This is a genomic window from Marinibacterium profundimaris, assembly GCF_002210095.1.
Lineage (GTDB): Bacteria > Pseudomonadota > Alphaproteobacteria > Rhodobacterales > Rhodobacteraceae > Marinibacterium > Marinibacterium profundimaris.
On sequence record NZ_AQQR01000013.1, the window covers coordinates 1 to 13434 of the forward strand.

At 63.8% G+C, this 13434-nt stretch carries 10 protein-coding genes and 1 pseudogene; 10 read left to right on the forward strand and 1 reads right to left on the reverse strand.

What is annotated here, in order from left to right:
- Positions 1–244: 244 nt before the first annotated feature.
- Positions 245–397: pseudogene (locus ATO3_RS21020) on the forward strand (integrase core domain-containing protein); the annotation flags it as partial.
- A gap of 138 nt (positions 398–535) precedes the next feature.
- On the opposite strand, the gene gcvA reads toward ATO3_RS21020, so the two are convergent.
- Positions 536–1429, reverse strand: coding sequence for a transcriptional regulator GcvA (gcvA, locus tag ATO3_RS21025; protein WP_088651883.1), 894 nt, complete (start codon positions 1427–1429; stop codon positions 536–538).
- Between the two features lie 112 nt (positions 1430–1541).
- Here gcvA and ATO3_RS21030 point away from each other — a divergent pair, with 112 nt between their 5' ends.
- The 9 genes from ATO3_RS21030 (at position 1542) to ATO3_RS21070 (ending at position 13333) form a co-directional block, all read left to right on the forward strand.
- A complete protein-coding gene (locus ATO3_RS21030; protein ID WP_088651884.1) occupies positions 1542–2720 on the forward strand; it encodes a hypothetical protein in 1179 nt (392 codons plus the stop codon).
- Positions 2721–2734: 14 nt separating this feature from the next.
- Complete coding sequence (locus tag ATO3_RS21035; RefSeq protein ID WP_088651885.1) at positions 2735–3817, forward strand: ketopantoate reductase family protein; 1083 nt, start codon at positions 2735–2737, stop codon at positions 3815–3817.
- Positions 3814–4923 carry a Gfo/Idh/MocA family protein gene (locus ATO3_RS21040; RefSeq protein WP_088651886.1) on the forward strand — a complete coding sequence of 370 codons (1110 nt, stop codon included), beginning with the start codon at positions 3814–3816 and terminating at the stop codon, positions 4921–4923. The genes ATO3_RS21035 and ATO3_RS21040 overlap by 4 nt, the downstream gene beginning before the upstream one ends.
- Entirely contained in the window at positions 4923–6512 is a 1590-nt protein-coding gene (locus ATO3_RS21045) for a DUF885 family protein (protein ID WP_088651887.1), read from the forward strand. Before ATO3_RS21040 ends, ATO3_RS21045 begins: the two co-directional genes overlap by 1 nt.
- 315 nt (positions 6513–6827) lie before the next feature.
- A complete protein-coding gene (locus ATO3_RS21050; protein ID WP_088651888.1) occupies positions 6828–7757 on the forward strand; it encodes a 2-hydroxyacid dehydrogenase in 930 nt (309 codons plus the stop codon).
- A gap of 67 nt (positions 7758–7824) precedes the next feature.
- Complete coding sequence (locus ATO3_RS21055; RefSeq protein WP_158218031.1) at positions 7825–9387, forward strand: ABC transporter substrate-binding protein; 1563 nt, start codon at positions 7825–7827, stop codon at positions 9385–9387.
- Between the two features lie 45 nt (positions 9388–9432).
- Positions 9433–10398: an ABC transporter permease gene (locus ATO3_RS21060; protein ID WP_088651890.1), complete on the forward strand. Its 966-nt coding sequence runs from the start codon at positions 9433–9435 to the stop codon at positions 10396–10398.
- Positions 10395–12311 (forward strand): dipeptide/oligopeptide/nickel ABC transporter permease/ATP-binding protein, encoded by a 1917-nt coding sequence (locus ATO3_RS21065; RefSeq protein ID WP_088651891.1) that lies wholly within the window; start codon positions 10395–10397, stop codon positions 12309–12311. Before ATO3_RS21060 ends, ATO3_RS21065 begins: the two co-directional genes overlap by 4 nt.
- Entirely contained in the window at positions 12308–13333 is a 1026-nt protein-coding gene (locus ATO3_RS21070) for an ABC transporter ATP-binding protein (protein ID WP_088651892.1), read from the forward strand. The genes ATO3_RS21065 and ATO3_RS21070 overlap by 4 nt, the downstream gene beginning before the upstream one ends.
- The last annotated feature ends 101 nt before the right edge of the window (positions 13334–13434 follow it).

Here is a 13434-nt window from a genome sequence, read left to right on the forward strand (position 1 = left end):
GCCAGACCTAGTAAAAAGCCAAATCTCTCATAAACGATCGTAATCTAATACAAACACCCGCCGCGCAGAAAAAGCGCGGCGGGTGTTTTGCGTTTGGAGCAGCAAGACCTGACGCCACTCGCAGATTCCCGACGCAGGACACCAAGACCGGTGGAAAGTGAAGCGTGCCTGCTCTGCCCCCTGAAAACCGGACCGTTTGAAGCTGGAGTTTTCGGCTAATCTTTCCTGGCTGGGAGAGGAGGAGAAATGCATGAAAGCGTCGAAGTTCACGGACGCCCGCGAAAAGCTGGAGAATTGGCGTCGACACTACAACGAGGACCGACCCCACAGCGCGATCGGATACAACGTTCCGATTGCAATGCATTATCCCGATGGCGTCACCGGCCCGTCATCGTGAGACAGCCGGCAAAATCCAACTTCCGGCGGTCCAAGGTTGGGGAGCAGTGCACAAACCCGCGAACTCTCCGGAAATCCGGAGGAGCGTCGGGTCTCAGGGCAGACCCTGAAGTTGATCCAACGGATGACGGACAGCGTGTCAGGTCTGGGCGAGGACCCATGACCGGAATGCCTGAACCCGCGGCAGGTCTGTCTTGTCCCACGGGGTAAGGAGGTAATAACCGCCGGGACTGCCGACGCGCACCGGGAAGGGTGCAATGAGGCTGCCGTTGGCGATGTCATCCGCGGCCAAGTAGCTGGGCAGTAGCCCTATCCCCAGCCCTGATTTGGCGGCTTGCAAGACCATGTAGAAGTGCTCCAGCCGCAAACCGAAGGATAGCCCTTCGGCACTGGCACCCACTGCTTGCAGCCAGTGGTTCCAAGTGCCTGAGCGCGAAGAATGGACGATCAGACTGTGCCGCCGAAGCTGATCGTAGTCAGTCAATGGATAGGGGCCGTCCATTATGCGTGGGCTGCAAACCACCTGCAGTTCCTCTGACATCAGCGGCTCGGCCCTCGCGCCCTCCCAGACGCCATAGCCGAACCGGATCGCCACATCGATCCGTTCCTCGGTGAAGTCGAGCTTTCCATCACTGCTGGAGATTTCGACGGACAGCTCGGGTTGCAACTGGAGAAAGGCGTTGAGCCTGGGCAACAGCCACTTGGTGCCGAATGTCGGCAGCATTGCGATGCTAAGCGTACCCCGGCCCGCCTTGGTGTCGACCAGTTCGCGCGAGGCGATCTCGAGGATGTCCATCGCCTTGGAGATCTTTTCGGAATAGTAGATCCCACTTTCCGTCAGCGTGATCTGGCGACCTACTCTGGTGAAAAGCTGCAACTCAAGGTGCTCTTCCAGCCCCTTGATCATCCGGCTCACCGCACTCTGCGTGACGTTGAGTTCCTCGGCTGCCCTGGTGAAGCTGCCTTGCTTGGATACCGCCTCGAATGTGCGAAGGGCGTTCAGCGAAGGGAGGGCGCGGCTCATCAGGTGCATTCCAAAAACTCATTCAAACCGTAGAATTTCGCAGGTTGAGCTGCAGGTCAATTCCATCCGAAGATTTCGGTAACACAAACACCGCCCCCTGTGGGATGAGCCGGATCGAGCCTTGAAACTAAGCAAGATCACATATGACCTTACCGCCGCGACCATGGGCATTCATGAACTGGAGCGCCAGAGAAACGACGGCAACAGCCTGCTGGACAATGAGGGGCTGGTCCCGATCTACACCGGCGGTGACCTCGTAACACCTCGCCGGTATGACGACTGGGACGCCGCCCGGCGCGACCTCGATCGGCTTGAAGCCGGTCTGGCAGGGCTCGCCCCCGGCGAGCGGCGTACATTCCTTGAAGGAATGATCCGCTCGCTCAAGCTGGCCATCCGTCTTTTCTCCGGCGGCAGCCCGACCTACGAACAGAAGGTCATCGGTCTGGTCGGCGCCACGCGCGGCCACGAGGATGCGGGCATGATCGAAGCCAGCCGCGACCGGATCGACCGGCTGCTGACGCGGATGGGCTTCTGCCGCGGAAAGCTGAGCGACAGGGTCCGATCCTGGGAAGAGCAGCGCGCCATTCCCGAGCACAGGCTGGATGCCGCCATTGCCGAGCTCATGCGGGAAGCCAAGCAGCGAACCGCGCAGATGATTTTCGACACCGGCGATTTTGAAATGGTTATCCGTCCGGTGCGCGACGTGCCTTACCCCGCACGCTGCGGCTTTGCCGAACGCCGCGTGGATCTGAACGTGGACATGCTGTTCTCGCGCGCGGCGCTCAAGCACATCATCTGTCACAACATCTTCCCGGGCCACGCAACCCAGGTCCTTTACGCCCATGCCGAGGTCGCGGCCGGCCGCTCCACCTATGACGCGCTGCTGGTTTCGGCCAACGCCGTCACCGGCTGCGTCCAGGAGGGGATCGGAGATCAGGGCATCTACCTGATCGACTGGATGGAAGACGAGGATGACGAACTTGCCGCAGAGTTGCGCAACCTGCGGTCGGCCGCCCAGACCAGCGCGACCTGGGCCTACATGGCAGAGGGCCAGCCGGCAGAGCAGACGATGAACTACCTGCGGGAAACGGCGCTGGGGCAAGAGGCCTGGGCACGCGGGCGCCTGCGCTCGGCGGCGCATCCCTTCAAGGGGCCCTTCGCTGCGTCGTTCTGGGCCGGAAACGAGGCCGTGCGCCGCGTGCGAGAGCGTGTCTCCAATGCGAACCGTCCCGAATTTCTACGTTTCCTGTTCGGGCGCGCGCACTCTCCGCAGAGCCTTGAGATGTTTTCTACGAACTAACCCCCGGAGTACACATGAAGATCACGATCGTTGGCGCCGGCGCCATTGGCGGGCTTGCCGGTGCATTCATGACGCGTGCCGGTCACGATGTTGTCCTGACGGACCGCTGGACCGAACATGTCGACGCCATGGCCGCGGACGGGCTGTTCATCGACGGGGTACGGGGCGAGATGAAGATCCCCGTGACGGCGGTGCATCCCGCCGCTCTCGAAGGGCCGCTGGACATGGTTCTGATCGCGACCAAGTCGCAACACTCCGTCGAGGCCGTAGAGGGGCTGGTCCCTCTGATGACGGCGGAGACCGGCGTGGTCTCCTTCCAGAACGGATTCAATGAACCGGACCTCGTGGCGGCGCTGGATGCGGCCGGCCTGCCGGGAAAGAAGATGGTGATCGGCGCGATCCCCAATTACGGCGGGGCACTGGTTGATCCGGGCTATATCGAGTTCGTCCACGAAGGGCCGATCCAGCTGGGAGAGATGGATGGCGCGGAAACGCCACGCCTCGCAGAATTGGCCAGCGCGCTGTCGGCCCTGACCGAGGTGCAGCTGTCAGATCATATCTGGGGGCAGATCTGGGCCAAGGAAGTCTATGCCAGCCAGGTGGTGTTTTCCGCGCTGGTGGATGACCGCATCCGCAACACGCTGGGCGTGGAACGCTATGCCCGCATTTCCGGCGCCATCGTGAAAGAAGCGCTTGAGATCGCCGACGCCAACGGGATCGACGTGCAGGCCTTCGATTTCTTCGATCCCGCGAACTACCGGGTGAAGACGGCCGCGGACACGCGCAAGCTGCTGGACAACGTGAACCACGCGATCTGGCTTCTGAAGAAGGACCAGGAAACCAAGCCCGACCACCAGTTCAAGAAGCAGGGCTCGGGCATCTGGTGGGACATCGTCTATCGCAAGCGCCCTTCGGAAACGCGGTCTTCCAGCGGCAAGCTGATCGATTACGGCAAGGCCGTCGGCGCAGACACCCGCCTGAACGCGAAGCTGTTCGAGATGATCTACGAGATCGAGGACGGCACCCGCGAGCTGGGCTTTCACAATTACGACGAGCTGGAGGCCTACGTGGCCGCTTGCGGAAAGGAACTGCCATGAGCGGCACGAAACTCGGGGTCGGCGTGATCGGCACCCATGCCTGGGCCAACAAGGCCCATCTGCCGGGCTATGTCGCCCACGAAAACGTGGACCTGGTTGCAGTCTGCGACGTGGAAGAAGACCGCGCACGTGCGGCGGCCGAGGCCTTCGGCGCGCGCAAGGTCTATACCAGCGCGGAGGAGATGATCGCCGACCCCGAGGTGCAGATGGTCGATGTCTGCACGCCGACCCACACCCATCTGCCCCTGAGCCTCGCCGCGATCGAGGCGGGCAAGCATGTCCTGTCGGAAAAGCCGCTGCACACGGAGGCCGGGCCGGCCTTCGACGCCGCCGCCAGGGCCGATGCCGCCGGTGTGCGCACCAAGCTCGGCTTCACCTTCCGCTACTCGCCCGCCATCCGCCAGCTCAGGGAATGGATCGAAGACGGCACACTCGGCGAGATCTACCACATCAACGGGTTCGAGCAGAACTCGCAGTGGCTGGATCCGGATGTCCCTCTGCGGCAGGTGCCCCCGGGCGCCGACCGTGACTCGCTGATCCCTGCCTCCATCGTGGGTTACGGATCGCACCTGATCGACCTGATGCGCTGGCTGGGCGGAGAGTTTTCCGCTGTGACCTCTTCCATGCGCAACTTCGTGCCCGAACGGGTGGTCCGCGGAGAGGACGGCCGCCAGAAGATCATGATCGACGACGGAACCGTGGCGCTCGTGGAATATGCCGCCGGCATGATCGGCACGATCCAGACCAGCTATGTCACCGTGGGGAATTACCCGGGGGTCGAGATCCGGGTCTATGGCTCGAAGGGCGCGGCCATCGCGCGGCTGATCTCGGAGTTCGACGTGGCCGAGACGCTGATGTATGCGAAACCTGATGCCGTGGAATTCGTGCCCTTCGAACTGACCGAAGCGGCGCTGCCGCCCGGCACCACGCTCGCCACGCCCTGGCCCGAACTGTATTATCGCAACCTCGTGCGCCATTTCGTGGACGAGATCGTTGAAGGGCGGCCGCAGGAATGCACGTTCTACGACGGGGCGAAAAGCCAGGAGATCGTGGATGCCGTGATCCTCGCCCATCGCGAACGCCGCTGGGTGAGCCTGGGGGCGTGATGGACCTGGTCGACGCATACCTCAAGCACCGCTTCAAATGGCGCCCGGTGGATGCCACCTTCATGGGCGACACCGGTCATGACCATCGGCTGCCCCCGGTCGGGCCCGGCTGCATCGAGACCGAGCTGCAGGAAACCGGCATCCTGCTTGGCTGGGCCGAGGACGACGATGCAGCCCATCCGCATGACCGGCGCATGATCCTGTCCGAGCTGCGCATGGAACAGGCACGCCTGCGCACCCGGCCCCGTCAGCTCAATCCCGCCTGGTACACGGGCGAGGCGGCGTTTGCCGTCATCTCCCTGCTGCTGCCGCAATCCGCGCCGTGGCGCAGCGCGGCGATTGCGGCCCGCATCGCCGGCATCCCGGACTTCCTCGCCGCCGGTCGGAACCAGATCGGCGAGACGCCCGTGCCCTCCGGATGGGTCGGGCGCGCGCGCGCAGAGGCGCAGGCCATGGCGCTTTTCCTGCGCGAGGACATGGCTCTGCACGAGGCCTGGCAACCGGACTGGGCGGCGAACAACGAAGCGGCAGCGGCGGCATTCGATGGTTTCGCGAACGCGCTCGACACTCTGCCCGATGCCGATCCCGCCTGCGGCGCAAAGCACCTGGAACTGGTGTTCCGCGAGGAACATGCGCTGAAACTCAGTCCACAGGACGCCGTGGCACAAGCCGAGGCCGCCTTTGCCCGCTGCACCGAAGAGCTGGAGCAGATGGCGAACAGGATTGATCCGGACCGCAGCTGGCAGGAGCAGATCGCCGCGCTGTCCAGGATCGGACCGCAGCGGCCGGACGAAGTAACGGACAGCTATATTCACTGGGACGCCGCCGCGCGCGAAGCCGCCGAAACCCACGGGCTCGTCACACCGGAGCAGAGCTATGGTCTCGAATATCGTCCGCTCTGGCCTTGCTTTGCCCGTATCGCCGGCCCGCTCTACTTCCTCTTTTATCGATCGCCTCCCGGCCTGAACCCGGGCCTGGGCAGCGTGTACTGGGTGATGCCTGGCGCGTCGGGCGACCTGTCGGCGCACAACACTGCGATGGTCAAGGCGATCCACGCGGTCCACCACGGTTCGGTCGGACATCATACGCAGAACGCCCGCGCCCGCGCGAGCGCCTCCCGGCTCGGCCGGATTGCCGCAACAGATTGCGCGATGGGGCTGGCGATGCCGGCCGCGCTGACCCTGGTCGAAGGCTGGGCCTGCCACGTGGAGGATTTGCTCATGGAGGCCGAAGGGTTCTACTCCCCGGCCGAGCTCTTGCTGCTGAAATCCTTCGAAAGACGCAACGCCGCCTCTGTGCTGGTGGATGTGAACCTGCACTGCGGAACCTGGACCCAGGCCGAAGCCGAGAGGTTCTATGCCGAGGAAGCGGGGTTTGCCCCGGCTCGCGTGCATTCGGAGGTCGTGCGCAATTCCATCTTCCCTGGCTCGCGTGCGACCTACTGGCTGGGCGTCGAAGGCATAAGGGCATTGCGTCGACGGTGGTCGGGCAGCACGCGCGATTTCCATGACAGCCTCCTCGCACATGGTCACGTGCCGTTGGCCTTCGTCGAAGACTCGATGCGCCTGGCCGGGAGGCTCGATGCATGAGTTTTTCGATGACCTACGCCTGGCGCGGTTTCAGACCCACCAAGCCTGTGCGCTGTCTGGCGCGGAGTGGTTCGGGCGCCCTGAACCATCAAGACAACCGGGCCGCCTTTCTCTGGATGTCTATTTTGCAAGCAGAACGACGCGCGCAAATGCAGGTCGTGGAGGCCGCTATACACAATACGCTGCACGCGCTGCGCGCACCGCATCCGATAACGGGGCGAAACCCCGTGCACCACGCACCCATGAGTTTATCGCAAGGTAAATCCAAGAATTTGTTGCGTTGTCCAACAAGTCGCCCCCTCTAGCCTGAGCCCCATGATGGAAAAGATCCGAATATTCATAGCGTCCAAGGGAAACCCGAAAGCCCTTGCCAAGGGCTTTCGGGACCAGTTCCCACATGCCGAGATCTTCACCGATCCGGCAGAGTTCGACGGGGCACCAATCCCGTACATCGTGGCCGGCAAACCGGACCCGGGTGTGCTGGCCGCCGTTCCCGGAGCCAAGCTCGTTCTTAGCCTGAACGCCGGGATCGAACATCTTGTGTCACCCGGCGAAGTCCCGAAGGAAGTGCCGATCGTGCGGCTGGTCGACCCGGCAATGACCGAGGGCATGTCCGATTGGGTTCTGGCGGTGGTGCTGGAATGGCACCGCAACCTTGCCATCTATCGCAGCGATGAATGCTGGACCCGTCGCGAGGAACGGCTTTCGCGTGACCGCGTCGTGACAGTGCTCGGGGCTGGAGCTCTGGGCGGGCGCGTGGCGCGCCTGCTGGGCACGATCGGCTTTCAGACGCGGGTATGGAGCCGGTCCGGGCGCAAGGTCGAAGGCGCTGTGGCCTTTGCTGGGCCCGACGGGCTGGTGGATGCGACCACCGGCGCCGATGCGGTGGTCAATCTTCTGCCCATGACGCCGGAGACAGAAGGCGTAATGAACGCGGCCCTGTTCGCGCGGATGGCCCCGGGTGGGTTCATCGCCAGCGCTGGACGCGGTGCGCACCTGGTGGACCAGGACCTGATCGACGCCCTGGACTCGGGCCAGTTGAGCGGTGCAGCGCTTGACGTGTTCCGCATCGAACCACTGCCGGAAACCGATCCACTCTGGCAGCACCCCAAAGTGCTCGTGACGCCCCACGTGGCCGCACCGACCCAGCCGGGATCGGCGGTTCGGATCATGGCGGAAAGCATCCGCTGTCACCTGTCTGGTGGGATGCCAGTCGATCTCGTCGACCGCACCCGCGGTTATTGAGCGCGCGCCGCTTCAGGCGCAGCAACCAGCGATAACAACGTCAACAAAAGGAAACAGGGAAATGAACATGAGATTGCCAACCCTTGTCGCGGCTCTTCTGGCGTTGCCGGCTGCCGCCGCAATGGCGGAGACCACGCTTGTCATGCCGCAGCAGGACGAACCGCGCACACTCAGCCCGGCCCCGTCTTCGGATACAGGCGGCCACGGACCGACCTCGAACATCTACAGCCACCTGGTGGTAATGGACTGGGGTATCGTGGAGGGCGTCGCCGCATATGGCGACCTGGCCGAAAGCTGGGACGTCTCGGACGATGGCCTGACCTACACGTTCCACCTGCACCCGGATGCCAAATGGCATGACGGCGAACCGGTAACCTCGGAAGACGTCAAGTTCACCTATGACCGCATCATGGAGAAGGGTTACACGTTCTCCTCCTTCCTGCGCGACGTGGACAGCATCGAAACGCCGGACGACCAGACCGTCGTCATCACCCTGACAAAGCCCAACATGGCCTTCCTGCCGATGATGGCGCAGGGCGCGCAATGGACCGGCAAGATCTACCCGGAGCATCTGTGGGCCGACGAGGACGGTTTTGACACCGGTCCCTACGTGAACGAGCCGGTCGGCAGCGGCCCCTACAAGTTCGTCCGGTGGGACAAGGGCAGTGCTGTTGTGCTGGAGGCGAACGAGGATTACTTTCGCGGTCCCCCGGAGGTCGACACGCTGATCTTCCGCACCATCCCGGACGCAAATGTTGCACGAGCCGAGTTCGAAGCAGGCCAGTTCCCCTATCTCCCGTTCAACTATGCCCCACCCTGGGCCGAGGCACCGATCTTCGAGGAGGCCCCCGAGATCAACGTTGTGTACACGCCCTCGCATTTCAGCCGAGACCTGCAGCTGAACCTCAACCACGAGGCGCTCGGCAATCCCAAAGTGCGCGAGGCGATAGCCTACGCGATGGACCGTGAGGCGATGAACCGGATTGCCTTCAACAACTCCTGGACCCCCGGGTACTATGCTGGTGTCAGCAGCCAGCAGAAGTGGATCAACGAAGAGGCCCGCTTCCCCGAGCACGACAAGGAAAAGGCCGAGGCACTTCTGGACGAGGCCGGCTTCCCGCGCGGCGAGGACGGGTGGCGCTTCAAGGTAAGCGTGACCGGGCCGAACATCTCGGATTGCTCGGCCATCACCGAGATCCTCGTGCGCCAGCTGCGCGACGTGGGGATCGAGGCCGAACTGGCGCGCTTCGACCAGTCGACCTGGTTCAGCCGCATCCAGGAGAAGCAGTTCGACATCTCCTGCTACTTCGGCCGTTACGGTCCCGATCCGGATGCCTACCGCGAGCATTTCTCGACCGATGGCGCGCGCAACTTCATGAGCTATTCCGACCCGGAGCTTGACGAGCTGGCCGCCGAGGCCAACACGATCACCGACGAGGAAAAGCGCAAGGAGATGTACGGTCGCATCCAGGAGATAATCGTCCGCGACATGCCCTACATCAACGTGTTCGAGGAACAGAAGATGAGCCTCGTGCGTCCGGGCTGGACCGGGTTCGCCGTGATGCCCGACGGGTTCAACACCTCGATCAGCTGGTTCGGCACCTACGCGGTCAAGCCGCCGGCCGAATGAACTGACATTCTTGTCGACTGAAAGCAAAGAACAGGGCGATCGCGCATGAGACTTCCGCAATACTTCCTTTTCCGGCTGTTGCAGATGATCCCGATCGCCCTTTTCATCGTCGTGATAAATTTCGCGCTGATCCACATTGCCCCGGGCGACGTGTCCATCCTGCTGGCCGGCGAGGGCGCGGACCCGGCCTATATGCAGTCGGTGCGCGAGGCCTATGGCCTTGACCGGCCGCTGTACCAGCAGCTGGGCGCCTACCTGGGCCAGGTCCTTCAGGGTGATCTGGGCCTGTCCTTCCGCACCCGCGAGCCCGTGATCGACATCATAGCCGAGCGCATCCCGGCCACGCTGCTGCTGGCGGGAACGAGCCTCGTACTGGCCTCGGTGGCCGGTGTCGTCATCGGTGCCCTCGTGGCGCGCCGGCCCGGGTCGGCGATGGACACAGCTGTGACCACCCTGTCGATCTCGCTCTTCAGTATCCCCGTGTTCTGGCTTGGCCTGATGCTGATCCTGCTCTTCGCCGTCACCCTGCGCTGGCTGCCATCCAGCGGCATGATGTCGATCGCGGGCCCCCGCGAGGGGATCGGCCACGTCCTTGACATCGCGCGGCACATGGTGCTTCCGGTGGTCGCGCTTTCCGCGGTCTGGCTCGGCCAATATGTCCGCCTGTCTCGCGCCTCCGTGTCAGAAACGCTGGCCGAACCCTATGTCACGACGGCCCGCGCCATCGGCTACCCCGAACGCCGCGTCATGAGCCGGTTTGCCCTGCGCAACGCCATGCTGCCCATCGTTACGGTGCTGGGGCTGGAACTGGGCATGCTGCTCAGCGGTGCCGTGCTGACCGAAACCGTCTTCTCGTGGCCGGGTCTGGGGCGCCTGATCTACGAGGCGATCCTGTCGCGTGACACGCCCGTCATCATGGGCGCCTTCCTGATCATGTCCTTCACCGTGATGCTTGCCGCCTTGCTGACCGATCTTCTCTATGCCGCTCTCGACCCGCGGGTGAGCCTGTGACGCCCGCGCTGAACAGGACCATCGGGGCCGTCACCCGCAGCCTGCCCGGTGCGCTGAGCCTGATCATCCTCGCCGTGATCATCGGGCTCGCGATCTCGGCCCCGTTCCTGCCGATCCCGGATCCCGCAGCGATGGAGTTCGATCTCTACCAGTCCCCCAGCACCGATCACTGGCTGGGCACCGACAATTACGGGCGCGACATCTATTCCCGCGTGGTCTGGGGCGCGCGGGTCGCGCTGACGGTGGCTCTGGGCGCCGCCTTTCTGTCGATCCTTCTGGGCTCGGCGCTGGGAGCCGTGGCGGGCTACTTCGGCGGCACGGTGGACGGGCTGCTCAGCCGGGTCTTCGACATCTTCCTGCTGATCCCGACCTTCTTCCTGATCCTGCTCATCGTCGCCTTGTTCGGCGCCAGCTTGCCCCTGACCATCGTGGCCATCGCCCTGACGACCTGGCCACGCTCGGCCCGCCTCATGCGAAGCCAGGTGCTCACGCTGAAATCGAGGGTCTATGTGCAGGCCGCACTGGCCGCAGGCGCCCCGCAATGGTGGGTCATCCTGCGTCACGTGATCCCCAATGGCATCGCGCCGATCATCACCGACGGCACGATCCTGATGGGCATGGCGATCCTGACCGAGGCCGGGCTCAGCTTCCTGGGTCTTGGCGATCAGAACATGGTCAGCTGGGGCAGCATGATCTTCGAGGGGCAACGCCACCTGCGCCTGGCCCCCTGGATGTCGATCGCGCCGGGAGTTGCTCTGCTGTTGCTGGTCGCAAGCCTGAACCTGCTTGGGGACCAGATCAATTTCGCCATGAATCCGCAGCTGCGCACCCGCGGCGGAGCCCCACGTAAACGCGCAAGTGTCGCACCGCCTGCGGACGAACCTGCGCCGAGCGATACGACCCCTATCCTGGAAGTCGAGAACCTGCGCCTGGAGTACCGCACACCGGACCGGCGTGTCACGGCGGTCGACGGGGTGTCGTTCTCGCTCCCGCGCGGGGGCAGCCTGGGCATCGTGGGCGAGAGCGGCTGCGGCAAGAGCAGCCTCGGCTCGGCGCTCCTGCAGACCATGCCCAACAATGCCGAGATGACGGCGGGAACCATCCGCTTTGACGGTCGGGCCATCGTTCTGGACGGCAAGCCCGTGGTAGAGAAGGGCCGTTCCCGCATCGATCAGCTGCGCTGGAAGCGGTTGGCGACGATCTTCCAGAGCGCGATGAACGCCCTGAACCCGGTGACCACCGTCCGCCGCCAGATGATCGATGCGCTACGGCTGCACAAGCCCGACATAAAGACCAGCGAGGCGGCGGCCCGGATCGGTGAAGTCTTCGACATGATCGGCATTCCACGCAGCCGGATGAACGCCTATCCGCACCAGCTGTCGGGCGGCATGCGGCAGCGTGCGATGATCGCGCTGAGCCTGATCCTGGAGCCGGACCTGGTGATCGCCGACGAGCCGACAACCGCGCTCGACATGCTCATCCAGGACCAGATCCTGGGAGAGATCGCGGATCTGCGCGCCCGGCTGAACCTGTCGCTTATCCTTGTCTCGCACGACATGGGGGCCGTTGCCGAAAGCTGTGACGTGGTTGCGGTGATGTATGCGGGCCGGATCGTAGAGATCGCGCCGACCCGGGCGATATTCGACAATCCCGCCCATCCCTATACGCGGACATTGATCGGATCGCTGCCCAGCCTGACCGGGCCGCTGGAGGAGTTGAAGAGCCTGCCGGCCACTGAAACGGCTGCCGCCGCCGCTTCGGAGGGGTGCCGTTTCGCTCATGCCTGCCCGTCCGCGACCGAACTCTGCCGGACCACGCCACCGCCTGTCGTGGCCTTGAGCGATGGGCACAGGTCCGAATGCCATTTCGCCCGCGACCTTGCCTTCGCGGATACAAGGGAGGCCACGGGATGACCACACCGATCCTGCAGCTCGACCGCCTTCGGATGGTCTACAACATCGGCCCGGGACTGGTATCGCGCCTGACCGGCCGGGCCGATCCACCGATCGTTGCGGCCGATGACGTGTCGCTGTCGCTCTACCCGGGTCAGACGCTGGCGGTGGTGGGCGAAAGCGGCTCAGGCAAGACGACGGCCGGGCGGATGGCGACCTTGCAGGAACGCCCGAGCGCGGGCCATGTCCGCTACGACGGGCAGGACGTGACCCACATCACCGGCGCTGCGCTCAAGTCATTTCGCGCCAAGGTCCAGATGATCTTCCAGAACCCCTACGACGCGCTGAATCCGCGGCTGACAGTGGGACAGTCGCTGGCCGAACCGCTCAGGCTGCATGGCCTCGTGCCACGCTCCGGGCTGCGGCAAGCGGTGCTGGAAATGTTGGAAGCGGTCGAACTTCGGCCTGCGGAAAGCTTTGCGGACAGTTTCCCATCCGAATTGTCGGGCGGACAGCTGCAAAGGATCGCCATCGCCCGGGCGCTGATCATCAAACCGCGGGTCGTCATCGCGGACGAACCGGTCAGTATGCTGGACGTATCAATCCGCTCAGGTGTCATGAACCTGATGCGCGATATCCAGCGCAAAACCGGCTTGACCTACCTCTATATCACCCATGATCTGTCTGTCGCCCGTTACATGGCAGACCGGATCGCCGTGATGTATCTGGGCGCGGTGCTGGAAGAGGGGCGAGCGGAGACGCTTATCGCGAATGCGGCCCACCCCTACACGAGGCTGTTGATCCGCGCCGCACCCGAACATCGCGCGTCCGCCGGCAAGCGCAGTCGCATACGGCTGCCCAGCGATGCCGCCTCCCAGGTCGGGGTGCCGTCAGGCTGCCGGTTCCATCCGCGTTGCCCACTGGCGCAACCTGTCTGCCGTGAAAAGGTGCCGGCCCTGGGCATCGTCGGGACCGACCGGGTTGCCGCATGTCATTTCGCAAAGGATGTTCAGGTGAACGGTTTGTCAGTGTCTTTGGACTGATGCCAGGCCAAGAGTTTCCGGGACGAGTTCGAAGGCAACATCGCGAAAGATCGTCACAACGCCAATCTGCGCTGCAAGCGTCATGCCGAGATCGTCCGGTT